The sequence below is a fragment of the Streptomyces sp. ERV7 genome, from assembly GCF_001653515.1.
In the GTDB taxonomy this organism is placed as follows: Bacteria; Actinomycetota; Actinomycetes; order Streptomycetales; family Streptomycetaceae; genus Streptomyces.
In genome coordinates this window covers 1,016,242-1,041,053 of record NZ_LYOY01000029.1, presented here as the reverse complement: position 1 = coordinate 1,041,053, position 24,812 = coordinate 1,016,242, and the positions used below count along the sequence as shown (strand labels likewise).

General features: G+C 70.7%; 15 protein-coding genes and 1 pseudogene. 5 read left to right on the top strand and 11 right to left on the bottom strand.

Going from position 1 to position 24,812, the window contains the following annotated elements:
• Nucleotides 1-22: 22 nt before the first annotated feature.
• Together A8W25_RS11050 and A8W25_RS11045 are read right to left on the bottom strand one after the other, a co-directional pair.
• The gene (locus tag A8W25_RS11050) at nucleotides 23-1,369 is read right to left on the bottom strand and encodes an ABC transporter substrate-binding protein (protein WP_067159147.1); all 1,347 of its coding nucleotides are present in this window, start codon (nucleotides 1,367-1,369) and stop codon (nucleotides 23-25) included.
• Between the two features lie 89 nt (nucleotides 1,370-1,458).
• Nucleotides 1,459-2,487, bottom strand: coding sequence for an aspartate-semialdehyde dehydrogenase (locus A8W25_RS11045; RefSeq protein WP_067159145.1), 1,029 nt, complete (start codon nucleotides 2,485-2,487; stop codon nucleotides 1,459-1,461).
• Nucleotides 2,488-2,754: 267 nt separating this feature from the next.
• Here A8W25_RS11045 and A8W25_RS11040 point away from each other — a divergent pair, with 267 nt between their 5' ends.
• Complete coding sequence (locus A8W25_RS11040) at nucleotides 2,755-4,248, top strand: M28 family metallopeptidase (RefSeq protein WP_067159142.1); 1,494 nt, start codon at nucleotides 2,755-2,757, stop codon at nucleotides 4,246-4,248.
• Nucleotides 4,249-4,323: 75 nt separating this feature from the next.
• Here A8W25_RS11040 and A8W25_RS11035 read toward each other — a convergent pair whose 3' ends face one another.
• From A8W25_RS11035 to pepN, 3 genes and pseudogenes are all read right to left on the bottom strand, one after another.
• Nucleotides 4,324-7,656 (bottom strand): S8 family serine peptidase, encoded by a 3,333-nt coding sequence (locus tag A8W25_RS11035; protein WP_199831722.1) that lies wholly within the window; start codon nucleotides 7,654-7,656, stop codon nucleotides 4,324-4,326.
• Between the two features lie 157 nt (nucleotides 7,657-7,813).
• Nucleotides 7,814-8,170: pseudogene (locus A8W25_RS11030) on the bottom strand (CGNR zinc finger domain-containing protein); the annotation flags it as partial.
• 187 nt (nucleotides 8,171-8,357) lie between these two features.
• The gene (gene pepN / locus A8W25_RS11025; protein ID WP_067159139.1) at nucleotides 8,358-10,937 is read right to left on the bottom strand and encodes an aminopeptidase N; all 2,580 of its coding nucleotides are present in this window, start codon (nucleotides 10,935-10,937) and stop codon (nucleotides 8,358-8,360) included.
• A 136-nt stretch (nucleotides 10,938-11,073) separates the two neighbouring features.
• On the opposite strand from pepN, the gene A8W25_RS11020 reads away from it, so the two are divergent.
• Nucleotides 11,074-11,736: a DsbA family oxidoreductase gene (locus A8W25_RS11020; protein WP_067159134.1), complete on the top strand. Its 663-nt coding sequence runs from the start codon at nucleotides 11,074-11,076 to the stop codon at nucleotides 11,734-11,736.
• A gap of 94 nt (nucleotides 11,737-11,830) precedes the next feature.
• Here the strand turns inward: A8W25_RS11020 and A8W25_RS11015 are convergent, their stop codons facing one another.
• The 4 genes from A8W25_RS11015 to A8W25_RS11000 all read right to left on the bottom strand — a co-directional run bounded on the left by A8W25_RS11015 (nucleotide 11,831) and on the right by A8W25_RS11000 (nucleotide 16,414).
• A complete protein-coding gene (locus A8W25_RS11015; RefSeq protein WP_067159131.1) occupies nucleotides 11,831-12,367 on the bottom strand; it encodes a DUF4240 domain-containing protein in 537 nt (178 codons plus the stop codon).
• Between the two features lie 220 nt (nucleotides 12,368-12,587).
• Entirely contained in the window at nucleotides 12,588-13,229 is a 642-nt protein-coding gene (locus A8W25_RS11010; protein WP_067159128.1) for a superoxide dismutase, read from the bottom strand.
• Between the two features lie 159 nt (nucleotides 13,230-13,388).
• The gene (locus tag A8W25_RS11005; protein ID WP_067159125.1) at nucleotides 13,389-14,792 is read right to left on the bottom strand and encodes an amino acid permease; all 1,404 of its coding nucleotides are present in this window, start codon (nucleotides 14,790-14,792) and stop codon (nucleotides 13,389-13,391) included.
• 182 nt (nucleotides 14,793-14,974) lie between these two features.
• On the bottom strand, nucleotides 14,975-16,414 hold the full coding sequence (locus tag A8W25_RS11000; RefSeq protein ID WP_067159122.1) for an amino acid permease: 1,440 nt from the start codon (nucleotides 16,412-16,414) through the stop codon (nucleotides 14,975-14,977).
• Nucleotides 16,415-16,694: 280 nt separating this feature from the next.
• Between A8W25_RS11000 and A8W25_RS10995 the strand changes: the two genes are divergently transcribed.
• The 3 genes from A8W25_RS10995 to A8W25_RS10985 all read left to right on the top strand — a co-directional run bounded on the left by A8W25_RS10995 (nucleotide 16,695) and on the right by A8W25_RS10985 (nucleotide 19,820).
• The gene (locus A8W25_RS10995; RefSeq protein ID WP_067159119.1) at nucleotides 16,695-17,297 is read left to right on the top strand and encodes a biotin transporter BioY; all 603 of its coding nucleotides are present in this window, start codon (nucleotides 16,695-16,697) and stop codon (nucleotides 17,295-17,297) included.
• Between the two features lie 166 nt (nucleotides 17,298-17,463).
• The gene (locus A8W25_RS10990; RefSeq protein WP_067159115.1) at nucleotides 17,464-18,291 is read left to right on the top strand and encodes a tetratricopeptide repeat protein; all 828 of its coding nucleotides are present in this window, start codon (nucleotides 17,464-17,466) and stop codon (nucleotides 18,289-18,291) included.
• A complete protein-coding gene (locus A8W25_RS10985; RefSeq protein WP_067159112.1) occupies nucleotides 18,288-19,820 on the top strand; it encodes a nickel transporter in 1,533 nt (510 codons plus the stop codon). Before A8W25_RS10990 ends, A8W25_RS10985 begins: the two co-directional genes overlap by 4 nt.
• A gap of 75 nt (nucleotides 19,821-19,895) precedes the next feature.
• Here A8W25_RS10985 and A8W25_RS10980 read toward each other — a convergent pair whose 3' ends face one another.
• Nucleotides 19,896-20,333 carry a hypothetical protein gene (locus A8W25_RS10980; protein ID WP_067159109.1) on the bottom strand — a complete coding sequence of 146 codons (438 nt, stop codon included), beginning with the start codon at nucleotides 20,331-20,333 and terminating at the stop codon, nucleotides 19,896-19,898.
• A gap of 45 nt (nucleotides 20,334-20,378) precedes the next feature.
• Nucleotides 20,379-24,656, bottom strand: a complete 4,278-nt coding sequence (locus A8W25_RS35430) for a polymorphic toxin-type HINT domain-containing protein (protein ID WP_079125956.1) — start codon at nucleotides 24,654-24,656, stop codon at nucleotides 20,379-20,381.
• Nucleotides 24,657-24,812: the final 156 nt, after the last annotated feature.

Genomic DNA, 24,812 nt, shown 5'->3' with positions numbered 1-24,812 from the left:
CGCGGCGCTCGTCGGCCCGGGCCTACTTGGCCTGGGCGATCGCCGTGTCGATCTCCTTGGCGGTCTTCTCCAGGCCGGCCTCGACGTCGCCCTGCTTGCCCTTCTCGACGTCGTAGCCGAGGTTCTGGACCGACACCAGGTACTGGCCGCCGTTGACCGAGGCCGGGCTGGTCGTCGAGGCCGGGTTCTGCGCGATGTCCAGGAAGGTCTTGAACCGCGGGTCGTACTTCAGGTTCGGCGACTTGAGCGCCTCCAGCGTGGAGGGCACGTTGTGGATGGCGTTGGCGAAGGCGACCACCGCCTCGGTGTCGGTGGTCATGTACTTCACCAGCTCCCAGGCGGCGTTCTGCTTGGCGGAGGTGGCGGCGATCCCGGCGATGGTCCCGGTGATGTAGCCCTTCCCGTAGCTCGCGGCCTGGTCGTCCGGCACGGGCAGCGGGGCGACCCCGATCCCGAACTTCGGCTTGGCGTCCTCGGCCATCCCCAGACGCCATTCGCCGTCCAGCTGCATCGCGACCTGGCCCAGGTGGAAGGGGTGCTTGGCGCCGAACTCGTCGCCGAAGCCGGACCGGAACTTCTCCAGCTTCTGGAACCCGCCGAGGTCGTCCACCAGCTGCTTCTGGAGGGCGAGCCCCTTGGCGAAGGCCGGGTCCTTGGCGATGTTCGACTTGCCGTCGGCGTCGAAGTAGGTGGGCGACCACTGCGCGATGTAGTGCTCGGTCGTCGACTCGTAGCCGTGGTAGGTCGGCATGAACCCGAGCTGCTCGTACGAGTCGCCCTTCGCCTTGGTCAGCTTCTTGGCGTCGGCGGCGAACTCGCTCCACGTCCTGGGTGGTTCGGTGATCCCGGCGGCCTTGAAGGCGTCCTTGTTGTAGTAGAGCGCGTAGGCGTCGCCGAGCAGCGGGAGCGTGCAGCGCCTGCCCTCGAACTGGGTGTACTCGTTCATCGCCTTCGGGAAGGTCTTCGCCGGGTCGATCCCGTCCTTCTTCAGGAAGGGGGCGAGGTCGACGAAGGCCTTGGACGAGCAGAACTTGCCGACGTTGTTGGTGGTGAAGGAGGAGACCACGTCCGGCGCGTTCGAACCGCCCGCGCGCAGCGCCTGGTTGATCTTGTCGTCGTTGATGTTGCCGACGACCTTCACATGGATGTTGGGGTGCGCCTTCTGGAAGGCGTCCACGTTGGCCTGGATCGCCTTGACCTCCTCGGGGGCGCTCCAGCCGTGCCAGAAGGTGATCGTCGTCTCCTTGGAGGCGTCGTCCTTCGCGGAGGAGCCGCTCTGGCCCGTACAGGCGGAGGCGAACAGGGCGATGGAGGCGGTCACGGCGAGCGCGGCGGCCGACTTCCGGCGGTTCGGGCTGATTCCGGACATGGCGAAGTCTCCCGGGGCAGGGGGTGGGGGCCGCCCCCACCCACCCCCGGAGGGTCTAGGTGAAGGGGCGGGATGGGGCCAAAAACCCGCTAGCCGCGCAGCTCCTCCGCCACCAGCTCCGCGATCTGCACCGCGTTCAACGCCGCCCCCTTACGGAGATTGTCGTTGGACAGGAACAGCGCAAGCCCGTTCTCCACCGTCTCGTCGAGACGAATACGCCCCACGTACGACACGTCCTTGCCCGCGGCCTGCAGCGGCGTCGGAATCTCCGACAGCTCCACACCCGGCGCCGAGGCGAGCAGCTCGTACGCCCGCTCCACCCCGATCGCCCGCTCGAACCGCGCGTTCACCTGGAGCGAGTGGCCGGAGAAGACCGGCACACGGACACACGTGCCGGACACCTTCAGGCCCGGGATGCCCAGGATCTTGCGGGACTCGTTGCGCAGCTTCTGCTCCTCGTCCGTCTCGAACGAGCCGTCGTCCACGATCGACCCCGCCAGCGGCAGCACGTTGAAGGCGATCGGGCGCTTGTAGACGCCGGGCTCGGGGAACTCCACCGACTCGCCGTCGAACGCCAGCTGGTCCGCCGCCTCGGCCACCGCGCACGCCTGCGTGTGCAGCTCCGCCACGCCCGCGACACCCGAGCCGGACACGGCCTGGTAGGTCGTGGCGACCATCGCGGTCAGCCCGGCCTCCTCGTGCAGCGGCCGCAGCACCGGCATCGCGGCCATCGTGGTGCAGTTCGGGTTGGCGATGATCCCCTTGGGGCGGTCCTTGATCGCCTCCGGGTTCACCTCGGACACCACCAGCGGCACCTCGGGGTCGCTCCGCCACGCCGAGGAGTTGTCGATCACGACGGCGCCCTGCCCGGCGACCTTCTCCGCCAGGGCGCGCGACGTCGAGCCGCCCGCCGAGAAGAGCACGATGTCCAGGCCGGTGTAGTCGGCCGTGGACGCGTCCTCGATGGTGATCTCCCGGCCCTCCCACGTGAGGGTGGATCCCGCGGAGCGCGCGGAGGCGAACAGGCGCAGCTCGTCGACCGGGAACTTCCGCTCGGCGAGGATGCTCCGCATGACTCCGCCGACCTGTCCGGTGGCTCCGACGATTCCGACCCTCACGGTGACTCCTTCTGTACGCGCAGGTAGGCGCATGTACGGCACGGGCGCTTCCATCATGCGTCGGCGCCCGGCGGACTTGTCCAATCCATTGTCCGGGGTATGGGACGCCCGGACGGCTAAGCGGGAGATGCCTTCCCACTTGTGACGAGTTCATGGCGGCTCTGTTGCATCCGCCCCGGAATACCCCCACACGGCGCTTTCGCTGGTTACGGTCCTGCCGTCCGGGCCGATAAACGGTCATCCGTACCCGCATTCCGGAGGAACCCCGTGCGCCTGTCCCGCCGCACCCGGGCCATAGCCGCCCTGGCCGCAGCCCCCGTACTCCTGGCCGCCGCCGCCGGCCCCGCCGTCGCCCACTCGCACGACCGCAAGGATCCGCAGAAGCAGGCGGAGCGGCTCGCCAGAAAGCTGGTGGGGCAGGCGTCGGGGGAGAGCGCCTACCGCCACCTGGAGCAGTTCCAGAAGATCGCCGACGCCAACGGCGGCAACCGCGCCGCGGGCACCCCCGGCTACGACGCCTCGGCCGCGTACGTCTACGGCCAGCTCAAGAAGGCCGGGTACGACGTCGCGTACCAGGACTTCGACGTCTTCGAGTCCAAGACGCTGCGCGAGAAGCTCGCCGTGGTGACGCCCGAGCCGCGCGAGCTGAAGACCACCGCGTTCGACTTCAGCAAGGCGAGCCCGGCCGGCGGCCTCACCGCCCAGGTCAAGGCCGCCCGCGTCGACGCCACCCCGGGCTGTGAGCTCGACGACTACAAGTCGGACACCTTCACCGGAAAGATCGCCCTGGTCAAGCGCGGCAACTGCACCTTCCTGCAGAAGGAGGCCGTCGCGGCACAGGCGGGCGCGGCCGGGATCATCCTCTACAACCACTCCGGCGACACCCCCGTCCACGGCACCGTCAGCGACCCCGCCAACGCGCACATCCCGGCCACCGGCATCTCGCTCGCCGACGGCGAGGCGCTGGCCGCGCAGGTCGCCAAGGGCGAGGTCACCGTCACCCTGGACGTCGCCACCGAGTCGGTCGCCCACAAGACCCGCAACGTCATCGCGCAGACCAAGGGCGGCGACCCGTCCAGCGTCGTGGCGCTCGGCAGCCACCTCGACTCGGTGAAGGCCGGGCCCGGCATCAACGACAACGGCTCCGGCTCGGCCGGTCTCCTTGAGGTCGCGCTCAAGCTCGCCAAGGAGACCAAGCAGACCAAGAAGCACCCCAAGCCCCTCGCCAACAAGGTGCGGTTCGCCTGGTGGTCGGGCGAGGAGCTGGGCCTGCTGGGCTCCGAGCACTACGTCAAGTCCCTGACGGAGAAGGAGAAGCAGCGGATCAAGCTGTACCTCAACTTCGACATGATCGGCTCGCCCAACCCGGCCGAGCTCGTCTACGACGGCGACGACTCCGACAAGACCGGCGCGGGCGCGGGCCCGGTCGGCTCCGCCCAGATCGAGCGGCTGATCAACGGCTACCTCGACAGGAAGAGCGTCCCGCACTGGGGCACCGACTTCGACGGCCGCTCCGACTACGGCCCGTTCATCGAGCAGGGCATTCCGGCGGGCGGCACCTTCACCGGCGCCGAGGGCCTCAAGACGGCGGACCAGGCGGCGAAGGCGGGCGGCACGGCGGGTCAGCCGTACGACGCCAACTACCACGCGGCCGGCGACACCCTGAAGAACATCGACCGCAGGTACTTCGACCTCAACATCGACCTGATCGCGCACGCGGTCGGCACCTACGCCCAGGACCTGAGCTCCCTCAAGGGCTGAGGCCGTAGACGGAACAGCGAAAAAAGGGGCCCGGCGTTCTTTGTGAACGCCGGGCCCCCTCGCATGCTCACTCCGTTACGGCGTGACCTTCTCGATCACGACGCTGCCGGTGCCCGCGGCGGTGCCGCGCGCGTTGACCAGCTTGACCTCGCCGAAGAACTGGCGTCCCTCGGGGGCCGCACCGGCCACCACGACCTGCGCGCCGACGGCCGCCGTGGCGCCGTTGGCCAGCTTGACCGCCTTCGACTCGTCGACCTTGACGGTGCCGAGCGACGGCGCGTAGTACACGTCGCGGTAGTTGTACGTGGTCGTCCCGGACGGGATGGCGTAGCCCGCGACCTGGATCGTGTAGGTGCCGGCGGCGGGCTTCACCAGGCTGACGGCCTCCTCGGAGTCGCCGTCCGCGGACGAGCCGACCTGCACGCCGTCCTTGAGGACCGCGAGGTCCAGGTCGGCCGCGGTGTCCGAGACGCCGCCGATGGCGACGTCGAGGCGCTCCACGCCCTCGCCGATGGTCAGCGTGGTCGTCTGGACCTCACCGGCCTTGATGGTCGGCTTGGCGACCTTCGCGGAGCCCAGCGAGCCGCCCTGGAGCTTGCCGTCGATGGCGGCGAAGCCGTTGGTGACCTTCCACTCGACCGGGGTCGAGGTGCCGACCTTGGCCTCCGGCACGGTCTTCACGGCCGGGTCGAAGGCGGCGCCGAGCAGCGCCACGTCCAGCTTGTACGGGTTGTCGAGGTACGGCGACGTACGGCGCGACTCGACCTCGATCTCCCAGACGCCCGGCTGCGGGTCCGCGTAGGAACGCAGGTCCGGGCGGCACTTGTTGGCCGGGTTGTCGTAGTTCGGGTAGCAGTTGGGCGTCCCCGTGTCGTCGACCGGCACACCGTAGGGGTGGATCGCGATGAACCGGGTCTGGCTGCCCGAGCGCAGCGCGCCCATCGAGACCTCGAGGGCCTTGGCGCCCGCCGGGACGGTCACGAAGTACGACTTGGTGCTGTTGCGCTGCACCGAGGACGAGTCCGTGAAGCTGTACGACGGCTTGGCCAGCGGCTTGGAGACGATCACGGTGGCGAGGATCTGCTGGTCCACGCCCTTGGTCCGCTTGTCGTTGACCTCCAGGATGGCGCTGTGGATGCCCGCCGACTTCGGCTGCGCCTGCACTTTGACGGTGACCGGCGTGTTCAGCGACAGCGCGATCTCGTCGGAGCCCAGGACCTTGAAGGTGCCGTCGTCGTTCTTGAACGACAGCTTGTGCTTCACGGCCTTGTCCGGGCCCGTGGTGCGGGTGACGGTGACGTCGTAGGTCTTCTTCTCGCCCGCCTTGAGGCCGCCCTCGCGGTCGTAGATGCCGGTGCCGAAGCCCGGCGTCTTGAGCGCGAAGTCGATCGCCGTCTTCACCGGCGCCTTGACCGAATATTCATGGGCCAAGGCCCCGTGTGCCTTCGCGCCGTCCTCGATCGCGTCCCAGGCGTCGACGATGTCGATCAGGCCCGCGCCCTCGACGTAGGACTGGACGCCCTTGATGTGCTTGGCCGTCGACGTCAGCGCGGTGCGCAGGTCGGCCGGGGCCAGGTCCAGGTGCTTCTGCTTGGCGGCCGAGAGCAGCAGGGCCGCGGCGCCGGTCGCCTGCGGCGAGGCCATCGAGGTGCCCTGGAGCATCGAGTAGCCGGCCGGCAGCGAGTAGCCCGACTCCTTGACCGGGGAGCCCGCCAGCCACGTCTGCGTGGTGTTGATCGCGGCACCCGGCGCCGACAGGGTCGGCGTGAAGCCGCCGTCCTCACGCGGACCGCGCGAGGAGAACGGCATCATGTCGTACTTCTTCGACACGTTGGAGCCGTAGTTGGCGGCCCAGGTCTGCTGCGAGATGGAGGCGCCGACCGAGATGACGTGGTCCGCCAGGCCCGGGTCGCCGATGGTGTTGACGCCGGGGCCCTCGTTGCCGGCCGAGATGACCAGCTGGACGCCGTAGCTGTCGATCAGGCGCTTGTAGAGCTCGGAGCGCGCGTTGTTGCCGTCGTTGAGCGCCGGCAGACCGCCGATCGACATGTTGACGATGTCGACGTGGCGGTTGGTGACCAGGTCGATCATGCCCTCGGTCAGCGCGATGTTGGTGCAGCCGCCGGACCAGTTGCAGGCCCGCGAGGAGACGATCTTGGCGCCGGGGGCGGCGCCGCTCATCTTGCCGCCGAACAGCCCGTTGGCGGCGGTGATGCCCGCCACGTGGGTGCCGTGCTCGGACTCGATGATGCCGATGTTGACGTAGTCGGAGGTGTGTCCGGCCGCGTCGTACTTCACGTTCTTGCGGATCTCGACGGTGAACGGCATCCGCTCGGCGATGTCGGTCGCCGGGTTGTCCGTACCGAAGTAGCCGACCTGGTAGCCGTCCTTGTACGGCTTCATGGCCTCGTCGTCGGTGAAGTCACCGTTGTTGTTGAGGTCCACCCGGACGGTCCCGGCGACCGGGTCGTAGAGCACGCCCCAGGTGTCGGTGGTGTCGCCGTCGCGGTTCACGTCGCCCTTGGCGTCGCCGCCCGCGGTGATCTTCTCCGAGAAGAGGCTCACGTCGTAGCTGCCCGCCGGGGCCTTCCAGGTGCGGCCCTGGTACGTGAACTCCGGCCCGGAGACGGCGGTGTTCATCCGGCGCCAGGTGCCGTCGGCGTCGGCCACCGGGTCGGTCGCGGTGACCCAGTCGACGATCTTGCGCTCGCCGGTGGTGGTCTTCTGGAGCGCCGGGTGGCCCAGGTCCACGCCGGAGTCCAGGACGCCGATGGTGATGCCGCGGCCGTCGGCCTTGGGGTGCTGCTTGACGAAGTCGACCGCGCCCGTCTCGAAGGACGGGTTGTACGGGTTCTTCGCGGGCGTGTCCTTGCCCGGCGCCGCGTACGAGCCCGAGAGCGACCTGCGCGGGGCGGCGGCGCCCTTGGCGCTGTCGGCCGACGGGGTCGGGTCGTCCAGCTGGATCTCCTGCTTGAGGTCGATCCCGTGGACGGAGGGCAGCTTGGCCGCGGCCTTCAGGGCCGACTCGGCGGAGCCGGTCGGCAGGGTGGCTCGCACATACCCGAGCTTGTCGTCGGTCTTGCCGACGGTGGCGCCCGGCACCGAGTCCAGCTGGTGCGAGACGGCGCCGGTGGCGCCGGGGGCGGTCGCCACCATCACGGTGACGGTCTTCTCGCCCTTGGCCTGGGCCTCGGCGAGCCGCTGCTCGTCGGCCGCGCCCAGCTTGGCCGCCGGGTTCTTCGCGGGCGTGGACTTCACCGGAGCGGGGGTGGGATCGGCCGCCTGAGCGGCGAAGACGGGGGCGGCGCCCGCGGTGATGAGCGCGGCCACCAGGCCTGCCGCGGCCGCTATACGGGCCGTGCGTCTAGCGCCGGGTATGGCGCGCGGCGAATCGGAGGTCATCAGCATCCCTAATGGTCAGAAAGGGTCCGGAATACGGTGCCGGATGACCGCTGAGCATTTCGTATGTGACGGTTGTTTGTGGAGAGTTGACCAGGCCCGGAATCGGACATGGCGGAATCCCGCCATGCGCCATCAGGAGCGAGGCGGGGCGAAACGGGCCGAATCAGCTCTCGCGGGTACGGGCGTAGTGACGGGACGCCTTCGCACGGTTGCCGCACCCGGCCATCGAGCACCAGCGGCGGGTGCCGTTCCGTGAGGTGTCGAAGAAGTGCAGGATGCACGCGTCATGGGCGCAGGCGCGGATCCGGTCCGGCGCGGTGCGCAGCAGATCGAGGTAGTCCCGCGCGGCCGTCCAGGCGGGCCCCCAGGCCGGATCGGCGAACTCGGCCCGCTCGCCCGGCCCTTCGGCGGACAGAGTGGCGCGAATGCGGCCGTGCTCCAGGATCGCGTCGAGATCCGCGGCCGCCGCCGGGTCGCCGGGGCCCTCCACGGCCCGCAGCAGCGCCGCCCGGGCCCGCAGCAGGAGCGGGGAGGGGGTCTCGCCGCCGAAGGTCGGGGTGTTGTGGTTCATGCCGGGGGGTGTTCCGCGCCCGGAGTGGCCCCTAACCGCTGTTACAAGCCCGTCGACAATTCCGGACAAGCCCGTCCTAAAGTACGGGCGTTCGAGTGCCGATCAGGGGGCCCGTCGCCGGGCCCCCTGTCAGGCGTCAGCGGGTGGCCGCGGCCGCGTCGCAGGCCTGGCCGCGCAGGGTGCGGGCCAGGTCGTCACGGGCCTCCAGGACCAGCCGGCGCAGCGCCGGGGCCGCGTCCGCGTGGGCGGCCAGCCATTCGTCCGTGGAGTCGAGCGTCGACCGGTTGTCCCGCAGGCTCGGGAAGAGCCCCCGGACGACGTCCATGCCGATCTGGATGGACCGCTCGGCCCACAGGCGCTCGATGACCTCGAAGTACTTCGGCGCGTACGGAGCGATCAGCTCGCGCTGCGAGGCCTGGCCGAAGCCCGAGATGGTGGCCTCCACCAGCGCGTTCGAGAGCGCGTCCGACTCGACGACCTGCGCCCACGCCTGCGCCTTGACCGCCGCCGACGGCCGGGCCGCCAGACAGCGCACCTGGTGGCGCTTGCCGGAGGCGGTGTCGTCGCGGGCGAGCTCGGCGCCGATCACCGACTCGTCGGCGCGGCCGTGCGCGGCCAGCGGCTCCAGGAGCACCCAGCGCAGCTCCTGGTCGACCTCCAGGCCGTCGATCTTCGCCGTTCCCGCGAGGAGCCCTTCCAGGAGCTGGAAGTCGGCGTCGCCCGTCGCCGTGGAGGCGAAGAAGCGGGCCCAGGCCAGCTGGTGCTCACTGCCCGGCGCCGCGATCCGCAGCTCGCGCAGCGCGCCCTCGGCCAGCAGTCGGCCGCCCTCCTCGCGCCACTCGGGCGCCGCGTAGTGCGTCTGCGCCGAGCGGGTCCAGGCGTGCAGCATCTGGAGCACGCCGATGTCGCTCTCGCGCCCGGAGTGGGCGAGGACCAGCTCGACGAAGTCCCGCGCGGGCATCAGGGCGTCCCGCGTCAGGTTCCACAGCGCCGACCAGCACAGGGCGCGGGCCAGCGGGTCCGTGATGTCGCCGAGGTTCGTCCGCAGGGTGGCGAGCGAGCCCTCGTCGAAGCGGATCTTGCAGTACGTGAGGTCGTCGTCGTTGACGAGGACCAGCTCGGGCCGCTCGGCCCCGGCCAGCTCCGCCACCACCGTGCGCGGCCCGTCCACGTCGACCTCGGCGCGTGCGTAGCGCACCAGGGCGCCCGCCTCGGAGCGGTAGAGGCCGACCGCGACGCGGTGCGGGCGCAGCGTCGGGTACGCCTCGACGGCCTCCTGGACCACGGCGAGCTCGGTGATGCGGTCGCCCGCGTCGTAAGTGACCTGCGGGGTGAGCGAGTTGAGCCCGGCCGTCTGGAGCCAGGACCGCGACCAGGACGCCATGTCCCGGCCGGACACCTCCTCCAGGACCGACAGCAGGTCGCCGAGGCGCGTGTTCCCGTAGGCGTGGCGCTTGAAGTAGCGCCGGGCACCCTCCAGGAACGCCTCCCGTCCCACGTACGCCACCAGCTGCTTGAGGACGGAGGCGCCCTTGGCGTAGGTGATGCCGTCGAAGTTGAGCTTGGCGTCCTCCAGGTCACGGATGTCGGCCGTGATCGGGTGGGTGGAGGGCAGCTGGTCGGCGCGGTACGCCCAGGACTTGCGGCCGTTGGCGAAGGTGATCCAGCCGTTGTCGAACCGGGTCGCCTCGACCTGCGAGAAGCTGCCCATGAAGTCGGCGAACGACTCCTTCAGCCACAGGTCGTCCCACCACCGCATGGTGACGAGGTCGCCGAACCACATGTGGGCCATCTCGTGCAGGATGACGTTGGCGCGCCGCTCGTAGGCCGCCTGGGTCACCTTGCCGCGGAAGATGAACTCCTCGCGGAAGGTCACCAGACCCGGGTTCTCCATCGCCCCGAGGTTGTACTCCGGCACGAAGGCCTGGTCGTACTTGCCGAACGGGTACGGGTAGTCGAACTGGTCGTGGAAGAAGTCGAAGCCCTGCTTGGTGACGAGGAACACGTCGTCCGCGTCGAAGTGCCGGGCAAGCCCCTTGCGGCACATCGCGCCGAGCGGGATCTCCAGCGTGGTGCCGTCGTCGAACGTACGGCGGTAGGTGTCCGTCACGTAGTGGTACGGCCCGGCCACCACACAGGTGATGTACGTGGAGATCGGCTCGGTCTCGGCGAACCGCCAGACGCCGTCCTCGCCCCGGGTGCCCTCGCCGTTGGACCACACCGTCCAGCCCTCGGGCGCCGTCGCCTCGAAGCGGTAGGGGGCCTTCAGGTCGGGCTGCTCGAAGTTCGCGAACACCCGCCGGGAGTCGGCCGGCTCGTACTGGGTGTAGAGGTAGACCTCGCCGTCCTCGGGGTCGACGAAGCGGTGCATGCCCTCGCCGGTGCGGCTGTACGCGCAGTTCGCGTCCACCACCAGCACGTTCTCCGCCGCCAGGTCCGCGAGCGCCACCCGGGTGCCGTCGAAGACCGCCGCCGTGTCCAGCGGCTTGCCGTTCAGGGTGACCGCGTTCACCGACGGCGCGACCAGGTCCGCGAAGGAGGCCGCGCCCGGCCGGGCGCAGCGGAACCGGATCGTGGTGACCGAGCGGAACGTACGCGGCCCGTCCGGGGCGTCCCCGACCGCGGACCGCAGATCGAGGGCGATGTCGTACCCGTCGACGGACAGCAGATCTGCCCGCTCACGGGCCTCGTCGCGGGACAGATTCTCACCGGGCACGGGCACTCCTTCGTGTCTCGTTCGAACACCGCTGATCCTGCCATGCCCGCCGGGCCCGGGACACGTGGGAATGCGAGGGGTGGCCGGAGGTGTTCCCTTCCTTGATCCGCCCAGCGTTGCCCCGATGAGGAGAGACATGTCCGAGACCGCGTCCCAGACCGGGAAGACCCCCGTCGACTTCTGGTTCGACCCGCTCTGTCCCTGGGCCTGGATGACGTCCCGCTGGATGCTGGAGGTCGAGAAGGTCCGTGACGTCGAGGTCCGCTGGCATGTGATGAGCCTGGGCGTCCTCAACGAGGACAGGCTCGACGAGCTGCCGGAGTCCTACCGCGACTTCCTGGTGAACCGGTCCTGGGGCCCGGTGCAGGTCGTCATGGCCGCGCAGCAGAAGTACGGCGAGGAGGTCGTGGGCAAGCTGTACACCGCCCTGGGCACCCGCTTCCACAACCAGGACCTCGGCTCCGGCCGCGAGGTGATCGTCGCCGCCCTGGAGGAGGTGGGCCTGCCCGCCGACCTCGCCGACCACGCGGAGGTCCACAACAGCGCCTACGCCTACGACGCGGAGCTGCGCGCCTCCCACAAGGAGGGCATAGACAAGGTCGGCCAGGACGTCGGCACCCCCGTCATCGCCGTGCCCGGCGCGGACGGCGAGCAGATCGCCTTCTTCGGCCCGGTCGTCACCCCGGCCCCCAAGGGCGAGGCCGCGGCCCGTCTGTGGGACGGCACGCTCCTGGTCGCCTCGACCCCGGGCTTCTACGAGATCAAGCGCACCCGCACCCAGGGCCCGATCTTCGACTGATCCGGACCCGTCAGGACAGATCCGGCCCCGGGGGCCGGCCCGGCCCCCGCGAGCCACCGGCCCCCGGGGGCCGGGCGCGTCCCGCCGCCCGTCCCTACTGTCCGTACAGCGCCGCCAGGCGCGGCAGCCGTCGCGCTATCTCCCCCGTGTCGTCGAAGTCGAAGTCCCAGCCCGGGTCCAGCTCCGGGTAGCGGATCGTGAAGCTGTCGCCGGGCAGCTCCTTGCCGGTCGCGGACAGATGCGCGTCCCAGGCGATGCCGAGCGCCTCCTCGCACTCCATCTCCCAGCCCTCGACCGCCGCGTCCCGCACGGCCGTCAGGCCCGCGAGCCCGTCCGGGTCGGCCACCGCGCCGTCGAACACCTCGCGCCCCTGCGCGATCAGCCAGCCCCTGAAGTAGTCGAACCCGTCGTCCGAGCACCCGCCGTTGATCGTGTACGCCGCGGCCCAGAGCGGCTGGCGGTAGGAGGCGGCCATCAGGTCCCAGAAGACCTGCTGGAAAGCCACTATCTCGTCGACCGGCCGGGCCGAGAGGAGGGCCGCGGCCCGCGCCGCGACCGCCTCGGCGTCCGCCGCGTGTGCCACCTGCGCGCGGGCGTCGTCGATGAGCGTCCAGAACTCCTGTGTGTCCATGGCTCCGAGCATGGCACCCGCCACTGACAACGGGCCCGGCGCGAAAGGGTGAAGGACCGGCGCACCACACCGGCGCACGGAAGTGAACGGCCCCGCGGCCGAGGGCCAGGGAGCAGCGGACGGCCCCCGCGAGTCACGTCCTCGCGGGGGCCGTCCGTTTCTTCCGCCCGCAAGTGAAGGTTGAGAAGACGATCACGAGCAGGACGACAGGGGGGGGTCCCTACGGGACCAGCAGCAGGTTGTTCCCGGCGGCCTTGGCGGCGGCGTAACGCTTCGCCACGTCCTGCCAGTTGACGACGCGCCACATCGCCTCGATGAAGTCCACCTTCTGGTTCCTGTACTGCAGGTAGAAGGCGTGCTCCCAGGCGTCGAAGACCAGCACCGGGGTCGAGCCCTGGCCGACGTTGCCCTGGTGGTCGTAGATCTGCTCGACGACGAGACGGCCGCTGACCGGCTCGTACGCGAGGACGCCCCAGCCCGAACCCTGCGTCGTCGCCGACGCCTTGGTCAGCTGGGCCTTGAACTTGGCGAAGGAGCCGAACGACTCGGCGATGGCGTCCGCCAGCTCGCCCACGCCGTCCTTGTCCAGCGGCTCGCCGCCGCCGTCGCCGGTCATGTTGTGCCAGTAGATCGAGTGCAGGATGTGGCCGGAGAGGTGGAACGCGAGGTTCTTCTCCAGGCCGTTGATCGAGCCCCAGGCGTCCTTGTCGCGGGCCTCCGCGAGCTGCTCCAGGGTGTCGTTCGCGCCCTTCACATACGCCGCGTGGTGCTTGTCGTGGTGCAGCTCGATGATCTCCGGGCTGATGACGGGTTCGAGCGCGGCGTAGTCGTACGGAAGTTCAGGAAGCGTGTAAATGGCCATGTCCGAAGCCCCTCCGACTGCTTGTTGCAACTGATGTGCAAGTGCACGCTACCAGCAGGTATGCGGTGTCGCAGCTAAGGGTGACCTCAGCAAAAAGCCCTGCGTCCGGAGGTCTAGGACCTCCGGACGCAGGGCTTCTCAGGGGATGCGGGGCGCGGATCAGACCGACTGACGGGCCGTCATCCGCTGCCGGGCGTATCCGACGACCGCCAGGACGACCGTCAGCACGCCCGTCGCCATCAGCTGGTCACGGGTGTCGGACTGGCGCGCCATCAGGACGAAGATCCCGGCCATCGCGGCCAGCGCCACCCAGGTCAGACCCGGGTACAGCCACATCCGCACGACCAGCTTCTCCGGCGTCTCGCGCTCGGTGCGCCGGCGCAGCAGCAGCTGGGAGACGGCGATGAAGATCCAGACGACCAGGATCACCGCGCCGATCATGTTCAGCAGCCAGGGGAAGACGTCGTCCGGCCGCCAGTAGCTCAGCAGCACGCACCCGAAGCCGAAGACCGAGGAGCACAGCACCCCGATGCGCGGCACACCGCCGGAGATCCGGCCGAGCGCCTTGGGGCCCTGGTCCCGCTCGACCAGCGAGTACGCCATGCGGGACGCGCCGTAGATGTTGGCGTTCATCGCGGAGAGCAGGGCGACCAGGACGACCACGTTCATGATCTGCCCGGCGCCGTCGATGCCGAGGTGGTCGAGGGCGGCCACGTAGGGGCCCTTCTCCACCACGGTCTTGTCGTCCCAGGGCACCAGCGTGACGATGACCGCCATCGAGCCGATGTAGAAGACCGCGATGCGCCACATCGCCGTACGGACCGCGCGGGCGACGCCCTGCACCGGCTTCTCGGACTCGGCGGCCGCGATGGTGACCGTCTCCAGACCGCCGTACGCGAAGACGGAGGCGAGCAGTCCGAGCACCAGGCCCTCGGAGCCGTTGGGCAGGAATCCGCCCTCGCCGGTGAGGTTCGAGGTGCCGGGGGCGGGGGTGTCGGGCAGCACGCCGAGGATGGCGAGCAGACCGAGGACGAGGAAGAGCGTGATCGCGGCGACCTTGAGCGCGGCGAACCAGAACTCGAACTCGCCGAAGTTCTTCACGGCCGCGAGGTTGGTGACGGTGAACACGACCATGAAGAGCGCGACCCAGGCCCACTCGGAGGTGCCGGGCAGCCAGCCGGTGACGATCTTGGCGGCGCCGATGCCCTCCAGGCCGACCGCCACACAGAGCAGCACCCAGAACGCCCAGCCGGCGGTGAAGCCGGCCCAGGGCCCGATGGCCCGCTCGGCGTGCACGGAGAAGGAGCCGGAGGCGGGGTTGGCGGCCGACATCTCGCCCAGCATGCGCATCACCAGCATGACGAGCGCGCCGGATATGCCGTAGGCGAGGACGATCGAGGGCCCGGCGGCGGCGATTCCGGCGCCGGAGCCGACGAAGAGTCCGGCGCCGATGACGCCGCCGAGGGCGATCATCGAGAGATGGCGCTGCTTGAGACCGTGGGTGAGAGGGGAGTCGACCTTCGGCGGCGCGTCGGTCGTCACGGGCGCGTTTGTCCGGGACATGGGCAGGCCCTGTTCAGTAGCTGAGACGGGGGGCGGGAGCCACAGTCTGGAGGTGGCACCGCTCAGAGGGAACACCAGACCGCTATCCGGACACTCGACTCACACAGTGTGAACCTCTGCCCACAAGTTGCACACGGAATGGACACTTCCACCCTCGTGGGTCCCGCCAAACCCGCCCGTAACTACCGACCTGACGGTCGGTCGGTCAGGCGCTCGCCCGAGACCCTCGCCCGCCACTCCCGTACGAGAGCGACCGCCAGCACCGCGCCCGTCGCGCCCGCCGACCACAGCACCTGGGGCCGGGCCCCGTCGTCGAAGAGCATGAGGACGAGCACGGCCGCCATCGCGGCGAGCGCCGCCCACGTCAGCCACGGGAACGCCCACATCCGCAGGGTGAGCCGCTCCGGCGCCTCGCGCTCGATCCGGCGGCGCAGCCGCAGCTGCGAGACGGCGATCAGACCCCAGACGAACAGGAGCACCGCGCCGACCGCGTTGAGCATGTAGAGGAAGACCGAGTCGGGCCACTTCAGATTGAGCAGCACCGAAACGAACCCGAAGGCCACCGACGCCAGGACCGCGCGCCGGGGCACCCCGCCGCCCGACACTTTCAGCAGTCCCTTCGGCGCCTCGCCGCGCTCGGCCAGCGAGAAGACCATCCGGGACGAGCCGTACAGATTGGCGTTCAGCGCGGAGAGCAGCGCCACGAAGACGACGACGTTCATGATCTGCCCGGCGCCGGAGACGCCGATCGAGTCGAGCACGGCGACGTACGGGCTGTGGCCGGGCTCCATCGAGGTCCACGGCAGCAGGGTCACGATGACCAGCATCGAGCCCACATAGAAGAAGAGGATGCGCCACACCGCGCTGCGCACCGCGCGGCCGACCGCGCGCACCGGGTCGTCCGACTCGGCCGCCGCGATGGTGACGACCTCAAGGCCGCCGAAGGCGAAGATCACCGCGAGGACGCCGGAGACCACGCCGTCCCAGCCGTTGGGCAGGAAGCCGCCCTGCCCGGTGAGGTTGGTGAACCCGACGGGCTCGGTGTCCGGCAGTACCCCGAGGACGGCGAGCAGCCCGAGCGCGAGGAACAGGACGATCGCGCCGACCTTGAGGGTGGCGAACCAGAACTCGAACTCGCCGAAGTTCTTCACGGCCGCCAGGTTGGCGACGGTGAACACCACCATGAAGACGAGCACCCAGGCCCACTGCGGCACCCCCGTGACCCACCCGTGGGCGATCTGGGCCGCGCCGGTCGCCTCCACGGCGAGGACGACGACGAGCAGGAACCAGTACAGCCAGCCCACGCTGAACCCGGCCCACCGTCCGAGCGCCCGCTCGGCGTGCACGGAGAACGACCCCGAGGCGGGCATCGCCGACGACATCTCGCCGAGCATCCGCATCACCAGCATCGCGATCGCACCCGCGATGAGATACGAGACGACGATCCCCGGCCCCGCCACCGCGATCCCGGCCCCCGACCCCACGAAGAGGCCGGCGCCGATCACCCCGCCCAGGCCCAGCATGGTCAGATGGCGCTGCTTCAGCCCGTGGGACAGCGGCTCGGCCGGCACCGAAGCGGTGTCGGCGGCGGTGGCCCCTGCCGTGGTCTTGCCGTCGTGCATGGCGCTCGTCACTCTCGGATCAGCAACTGATCGTTTATGGGGAACCTACAGTCTCCCCGAGCCCGCGCCGGATCCGCAAAACCGTCCGTACTCCTCATCGGCGCAGTGACGAGGGTCACGCCAACGGACGGAAGTACTCCGCCCTTTGTGTGATCCCCACCAAGGCTCCAACCCCCGCTTTGTGGGCCGCTGATGGTGATCCAGCGAGAATCCCTCGGCTAACGTCACCGTGTCCCTTGCACGTATCTCGCTGCCCGTCCCCGATCCCGCGGAGCCCACGATGGCCACGACCACTGTCACTGCCCCTGCCGCACCCCGTACCGGAGGTACCGGCAAGGTCCTCGCCGATCTGCTGCCCGGCGCCCGCACCCGGGACGCCGCCCTGGTGCTCGGCGGCGCGGTGCTCACCGGCCTGGCGGCCCAGGTCGCGGTGCCCGTGCCGGGCTCCCCGGTCCCCGTCACCGGGCAGACCTTCGCGGCCCTGCTGGTCGGCACCTCGCTCGGCGCCCGCCGCGGCTTCCTCTCGCTCGGTCTGTACGCGCTGATCGGCATGGCCGGGATGCCCTGGTTCGCGAACGGCACCTCGGGCGCGGGCGGCGCGTCCTTCGGCTACGTCCTGGGCATGCTGCTCGCCTCCACCGTCGTGGGCGCGCTGGCCCGCCGCGGCGGCGACCGCTCGGTGCTGCGTACGGCGGGCACGATGGTCCTGGGCTCGGCGATCATCTACGCGGTCGGCGTCCCGTACCTGGCGGCCTCGGCGGACGTGTCCCTGACGCGCGCGGGGGCGCTGGGCCTCACCCCGTTCCTGCTCGGCGACGCGCTGAAGGCGGCGCTGGCGATGGGGGCGCTGCCGACGGCGTGGAAGTTCGTGGGCCGCAAGTAACTCCGTAGATACGCAAGGGGCCCGGACGGCGCTGGCCGCCGCCCGCCACGACTTCACCGGCTCGCTCACCGCGGCCGACGCCGCACTCGCCGTCAACGGTTACGACGAACTGGCCCTCGCACTGCGCGTCGACGCCCTGGTCGAACTCGGCCGCTACGACGAGGCGTTGACGGCGGCGCGCACCGCAGACGAACGCAGGCCAGGCATCCCCGTCTTCTGCCGGCTCGCCTACGTCCACGAGCTGCGCGGCGACACCGACGCCTCCCACCGGATCCTCACGCAGGCCCTCGACTCGGCCACCGGTCCCGGCGACCGCGCCTACGTAGCCACGGCGCTGGCCCAACTCGCCTTTGGGCACGGCACGTTCACAGAGGCGGGGCAGTGGGTCGGCACAGCGCTGCGGGCCGACCCCGACTACCTGCCCGCCTTGGAGATTCGCGCCCGCCTGCAGTATGCGCGGGGCGACCTGCGGTCGGCGACCAACGGCATGGAGCAGATCGTCGCCCGCTATCCGCTGCCGGGCCAGCTCGTCGCGCTGGGCGAGCTGTACGAGGCGGCCGGGCGGGATGCGGACGCCAGGGCGCAGTACCGCCTGGTATCCGCCTGGACCGCGCTGGCCCGCGCCCACGGCGTCGACACCGACCTGGACACCGCCCTGGCCGAGGCGGATCACGGGGACCCGGCGGCCGCGCTCAGTGCGGCCCGCGCCGAGTGGGCCAAGCGGCAGACCGTCCACACGGCGGATGCCCTCGCCTGGGCACTGCACGTCAACGACCGGGACGCCGAGGCCCTTCCGTACACCGAACGAGCCACCGCACCCGGCTACCGCAACGCCACATTTCTCTACCACCGAGGCATCGTCGAGCGCGCGGTCAACAACACCGCCGCAGCCCGCCGCGACCTCACCGCCGCGCTGGCGCTGAACCCGGCTTTCTCACCCACTGGTGCACAGCCGGCCCGTGAAGCCGTGGCCACGCTGAAGGGAGCGTCATGAACCGGCCCCCGCGCCTACCGCGACCCGGGCTCGGCACGCTCGCGGGCGGTGCGGTCCTCGCCGTCACCGCGCTCGTCGGGCCTTTCCCGGCAGGCACCGCGTCGGCCGCCGCCCCCGCGCACCCCCTGGGCAACTTCACCGTCAACCACTACGAGGGCCTGGTGATCGCCCCCGCCAGGCTCACCGTCGACCACGTCGAGGACCTCGCGGAGATCCCCGCCACCCAGGCACGAGCCGCCGAGATGACACCGGACGACCGGTCCGCCTGGGCGGCCGAGCGGTGCCGGGCAGCCGCCCGGGACAGCACGGTCACCGCCGCCGGACGGCCTGTGGCCCTCACGGTGGAGAGCCACTCCGCACGGGTCCGGCCCGGGCAGGCCGGGCTCGCCACCCTCCGGCTCGAATGCCTCCTCACAGCTCCCCTGCCCGACGCCGCCGAGCTGTCCGTGGACTTCCGCGCGCCCGCCCGGCACGGCCCCGGTTGGCGTGAGATCACCGCAAGGGCCGATCGTATGACCCTCAAGGCGGCCTCGGCCCCCACCCGTTCGGTCTCCGACCGGCTCCAGCGCTATCCGGCCGACCTGCTCTCCTCACCGCCCGACCGGACCTCGGCCGAGCTGCGCGTGGTGCCCGGCGGACCGCCGCTGGCCGCGCACTCCCCCGGCCCCGGCGCCGGCTCGGTCCTGCCGCGCGGCGCCGACCGCTGGACCCGGGCGCTGACCGGCCTGGTGGCGCGGCACGACCTCACCGCGGGCTTCGCGGTGCTCGCCCTCGCCACCGCGATGCTGCTCGGCGCGCTCCACGCGCTCGCGCCCGGGCACGGCAAGACGATGATGGCGGCCGCCGCGGCCGCGGGCGGGCGCGGTTCGCTGCGGGAAATACTGACGCTCGGCGCCTCGGTCACCCTCACCCACACCCTCGGGGTCTTCGCGCTCGGCGGCCTGATCGCCGCGGGCTCGGCAGCGGCACCCTCGGTGGTGTCCTGGCTGGGCGTGACCAGTGGCGCGCTGGTGGCGGGCGCCGGCGCCCTCCTCGTCCGCAGGGCCTGGCACAACCGGCACCACCGCAAACACCCGCACACCCACGGGCACACGTACCAGCGCGGGCACGAGAACAACCCACCGCAGACACCCGGGCATTCACACGCGCACGACGACCACCACCATGACCACCACCACGATCACCACAGGCCCGTCGGCCTGCGCGGCACCATCCTGCTCGGGTTCGCGGGCGGGCTCGTACCCAGCCCCTCGGCCGTCGTGGTGCTCGTCGGAGCGGCGGCGCTCGGGCAGGCGTGGTTCGGAGCGCTGCTCGTCCTCGCGTACGGGGCCGGGCTCGCCCTCACCCTGACGGCCGCCGGATACGCGGCGATCCGCATCGGGGAACGCCTTGTGCGGCTGGGGCGGACACGGGCGCGCGGACAGCTCGCCGCGACCGCCCACCGGTTCGCACCGTTCGGCACCGCGTTCGTGGTGTTCTTCCTGGGGTGCGGACTGGTACTCAAAGGGGCGGCAGCCGCGCTGGGTTGAGCGTCTGCGGAGCGGCATGGCGAGAAGGCCCGCCAGAAAACTGGCGGGCCTTCTCACTCCGTGGTCAATGACGCATCAGGACAGTGGTGTCATCAGGACGGAGAAGCCGTCCCATTCCGCGAACCTCTCGAACGAGAGCACCGGTCCGTCTTCACCTTGGGCGGCCGCACAGATGTACGCGGGATGGACCCTGCCCATGGTCAGATAGTCCAGTTCGTAGAACGCGTCAGCGGCGCTGCAGAGAATCCCGGGCTCGGACGCCGAGTACATGACGAACGCGTGCGTGGACTCCAGGAACCGGTTCGTCCGCGCCCAGTCGACCGCCGACTGACCCGACCATCCGTTCTGCTCGTAATTGAACGAGGAGAACGGAATGCTGCGCCAGTCGAGCCGGGAAGGTCCCCACGCCAGGGTGCACAGATACTCGTCGAACGCGCGGCTCGATGCAACGGCCAGCTGGGTCGCCCGCCCCTCATCCAGCCAGTTCGAGATGTGTTCTGATTCTACGTACATCGCTACCCTTGCGTCCCCTCTGACACATTCACCTGCCCACTCCCTCTAGTTCCAGGGGAAGTGCTTGGCTATCTCCGCGTAATCCTGGTATTCACCCGGGATATGAATGGCGCCACGAGCGGAGTCGGGGCCCATTTCGCTGCGTTTCTTCGACCGGTCGAAATTCTTCCACCAGTTTACATGGAAGCCCTTCTTAGGATCGTCCTTGTCCCAGTCGATACGCCATCCGTTCTTTCCGTCGGGACTCTGCATTCCGACATAGAGGCGGTCCTTCATGGGACCGACCTCACTCATGTACGGAACGGCGTCGTCACCCAACCCCGCCAGCTCGCGTGCCCTCGTACGCGCGTTGCCGAAGTTCGTGGCCTCGCTCCAGATCTCCTCGCAGGGATTCGCGGAGTTGTGGACCAGGAGCGCGGCGGTGCCCGCCAGTACGTAGTACGTGTGCAGGTCGTCGACCGTGAGGTTGTAGACGGTCGTGCGCCCCGGCAGGGGGTGGGCCGCCACGACATCCCGCAACTCGCCCTGCGGGGTGCGCAGACGGTCTCCCGCCTTCAGGTCCATCGCGCTGAGCCAGCGGTTCCGGTTCTCCGCCCAGAAGGGGTGGCCGGACGTCGCCCTGAGGGTTCCCGTCGCGTCGCCGGCGTTGCCATCAGTGTCGACGGTGATCTCGATCAGGTCGTTCTTGTCGCCGACGATGACATCGGTGACCGCACGGGCGCCGGTCCTGCCGGTGTCGGGGTCGGTTGCGAGCACCCGCTCCCCGACGCGGACGTCGCCGATCGCCTCGTGCGAGCCGTCGGCCATGAGCACCGGGGTGTCACGGGTAAAACTGTTGGGCTTGGCCTTCACCTTGCAGATCGGCACGTTCTCCAGGGCGTCCTCGGCCTTCTTGACGAACTTCTTCGCCTTGGCCGATTCATCGAGGAGCTTGCCGATTCCAGCGAGCCGGCTGATCGCCTTGACGATCTCGGGGAACTTCTCGATGGCCCTGAAGGCCTTGCCCCACGGAAGGTTGTTGACCAGGGCCCAGAAGCAGGCCTCGACATTTCCTTCGCTGTAGCACTTCTGGATGTCGTCGAAGTCGAAGTACTCCTTGAGGAGCTCGCCGCCGATCTCGATGACGAAGTCCGCGAAGCTCTTGTTCGCGAGCTGCCGCAGCCTCTCGTACTCGTCCGGGTCGATCCCGGCGGCCCGCAGGGCCTTCTTCTCCTCGTCGTTCAGTTCGGGCAGAGCGCCCTTGGTGCCGGCCTCCTTGGCGGCCTCCTCGCGGGCCTTGCGCTCCCTCTCCGCCTGGTCCGCCTCCGCCTTCTTCGCGACCTCGTCGGCTTCCTTGGCGTACTTGAGGGCGTTGTCGGCCGCTTCCTTCGCCGACTTGGCGTGGCCCTCGGCGGACTCCGCCAGCTTGCCGGCGGCGTCGGCGTCCTCCTTCGCCCGGGTCGCGGCGGTCTGTGCGGTGGCCGCTTCCTTCTCGGCGAGGTCGGCAGCGCCGGCGGCCGCGGCGGCGTGCCGGTCCGCCTCTGCGGCAGCCCCCCGGGCGCGGGCGGCTTCGGCTTCGGCCTGGTTGGCGGCCTGTCGGGCCGCGCTGGCGTCGGCGTAGGCCTGGTTTGCGGCTGCCCGGGCGTCCTTGGCGTCCTGCTGGGCCTGGGCGTCGGCCTGGTTGGCGCGGGCGGCCGCGGCACGTGCCTTGGCGCCGTCGGCGGCGGCCTCGGCCGCGGACTTCATCGCCGCCGCCGTCGAGCGGGCGGCGTTCGCGGAGGAGCGGGCGGCGTCGGCGGCGGCCTTGAAGGCCGGGGCGACCTGGGCATTGGCGCGCTTGGCGGCGGCCTCGGCCGCCTCGGCCGCCTTCACGGCCTCCGCTGCCTTGGCCTCGGCCGAGGTGACCTGCTCCTCACCCATCTCCTGGGCTGCGGCGGCCACCGCCGCGGCGAAGTCCGCGTCGATGTCCTTGCCGGAGAACGGTGCGGTCAGCTCGATCGCGGTGTTGGCCGGGTCGGCGATACCGGCCGCGGTCGCGCGGGCGGCGCCGGCGGCCTGGACGGCGATGCCTGACTGGAGCCTGGCCATCGCGGCCTCGCGGACCGCGCCATCGGCCTCCGCCTTGGTGCGGTTGGCCGCCTGGAGGGCGTTGTTGGCCTCTACGGCGGCCAGTCCGGCCAGCCGTGCGGCCTCGTGGGCCGCGACTCCGGCCCGGGCTTCCTGTGCGGTGGCCTCGGCGGCCTGGGTGTTGGCGCGCAGCGCGGCCGCGTGAGTGGCGGCGGCCTCGGCCTCGGCGCGGTTCGCGGCCGCGTTCGCGGCGGCTGCCGCCGCCTCGGCCTTGTTCGCCGCGGCGTTGGCGCGTGCCGCGTGAGCGGTGGCTTCCGCTGCCGCCGCCCGTGCGCGGGCCGCCGCACCGGCGGCCTGGGTCGCGGCGGTACGCGCCCGGATGGCCGCGCCACTGGCCGTGTCGGCGGCATTCTGTGCCTGGCCGGCGGCCGCGTTCGCGGTGTCGGCGTCGGCCCGGGCGGCGGTCGCCGCGGTCTGGGCCTCGACGGAGTACGCGGTGCCCTTCGCTGCGGCCGCCATCGATGCGGTGGCCTGCGCACGCGACGCCTTGGCGTCGGCGTCCATACGGGCTTCGCGGGACTTGCGCCAGGCCTCGCGGGAGGCGCTCTCCATGCCGCGGGCGTTCTCGTCGGCCTTGGCCGCGATGCCTTCCTGCTTCTCGGCGTCCGCCCGCGACGAGGCCGCGGTGGCGGCGGCTGCCTGGGCGTCCGCGCGTGCGGCGGAGGCGGTGCGCGCCTCGGCCTCGGCGCGGGCGCGGGCAGCGGCCGCGAGGTCGCGTTCCTTCTCGGCGCGTACCCGCGCCGCCGCGGCCAGGTTGCGCTCGCGCTCGGCAATCGCGCGCTGCTCAGCCGCGATCTTCGCCTGGCGCTGGGCCTCGACGCGGGCCTCGCGGGTCTTCTTGGCGTGCTCCCAGGCCTGCTTCTCGGCCTTCTCGGCCTCGACGCGGGCCGTCTTGGCACGGGCTGCCGCATCGGCTGCGATCTTGGCCTGCTTCGCGGCGGCCTCGGCCAGCGTGGCCGCGGCCTTGGCGTGCTGCTCGGCGTTGGCCCGCCACTGCTTGGCCTGCTGCTCGTGGAGCTCGGCCTGGTTCTTGGCGTTGAGGCCCTTGGCGTCGGCCTCGGTGGCGTCGATGGCGTGCTGCGCGGTCTGGCTGGCCTTGACGGCCGCCTCCGCGGCAGCGGCGATTCCCGAGGCGACGTCGGACCACTGCGTGCCGTAGGTCAGGCCGGTCTCGACGAGGACGTCCGCCTGGACCTTGGCCTGCGCGGCCGCGACCCGGGCGGCTTTCGCCGCGCCGTCGGCGATGCCGACCTGGCGGACGGCCTCGGCCTTGACGTTGTCGTACGAGGACAGGGTCTTGCCCGCCCGGTCGGCGGAGAGCATACGGTCCGCCGCTCGCGCCTGTCCGGCCGCGGAAGTCATCGCGTTGGACGCTTCCTTGAGGGCCTTGACCGCGTTGCCGTGGGCGGTGATGAGCTTGGTGCGGGCCTCGGCGGCGCGGGCGGTCTTCTCGGCCAGCTCGCGGAGCTTGTCCGCGGCCTCCTGGGCCTCCTTCAGCGCCTTCTCGTGCGCTGCCCGGTCATCCGCGTCCTTCTGGGCCGCTATCTGGTAGCCCTTTTCCAGGAACTCGGCGATGACCTTGTCGTCGCCTGTGGCCAGCGCGGCCGCGGCGGCCTTCTTGACCTCGGGGCCGCCGGAGGCGACCAGCATCTCGACGCGCTTGCGCAGCTGTGCCGCCCGCTCCTTGGCGCTCTGCTCGTTCGCCTTGTCCCGCGTCCGGGCGATGTCCGCGCCGAACGCCAGGAAGTCGGCACGGGCCTTGGCGTCGGACTTCAGGACCCGCTCGACCTCGGCGTTGAACACCGGGCCGCCGGTGCCCCGCATCGCCTCGATCTGCCGGCGGTTCTTGACGTCGGTGCCGTCACGCTTGTCCTTGGCGCGCTGGCGGGCTTCGGCCTCGCCGTGCTCCAGGAAGTTCTTGACCGCGTTCGGGTCGCTGCTCTCCAGCGCCTTCTTCGCGGCATCGCGGACCTCGTCCTCCTCGTCGAACTCCGCGTAGTCCTCGACAAGTTGGCGGTCCCGCTCGGCACTGATCCTGTCCAGCTCCGACTGCGGGGCGGCGGCCGGCGCGCCGGGTGCCTTCGGCAGGGCCGCGGCGACGCGGTCCAGCGTGGCCAGGGTCTTGGTGTACGAGGCCTGCTCGGCGCGGGCGGTCGTGGCGGCGGTGGCCTCGGCCGTCGAACCGCCCAGGATCGCCAGGACCAAGGTCGCGGACAACGTCCCCGAGGCTGCCGCGGTCGCACGGCCACGTAGCCTTCCGGCCCTCGGCCAGAATCTACCCATCACGGGATGAATCCCCCTCAATTGTGGATACAGAAAACACCCCCTGCCCCAGGCGTCACCGTGATGAGGGGGCAGGGAGGATCGGGAAAA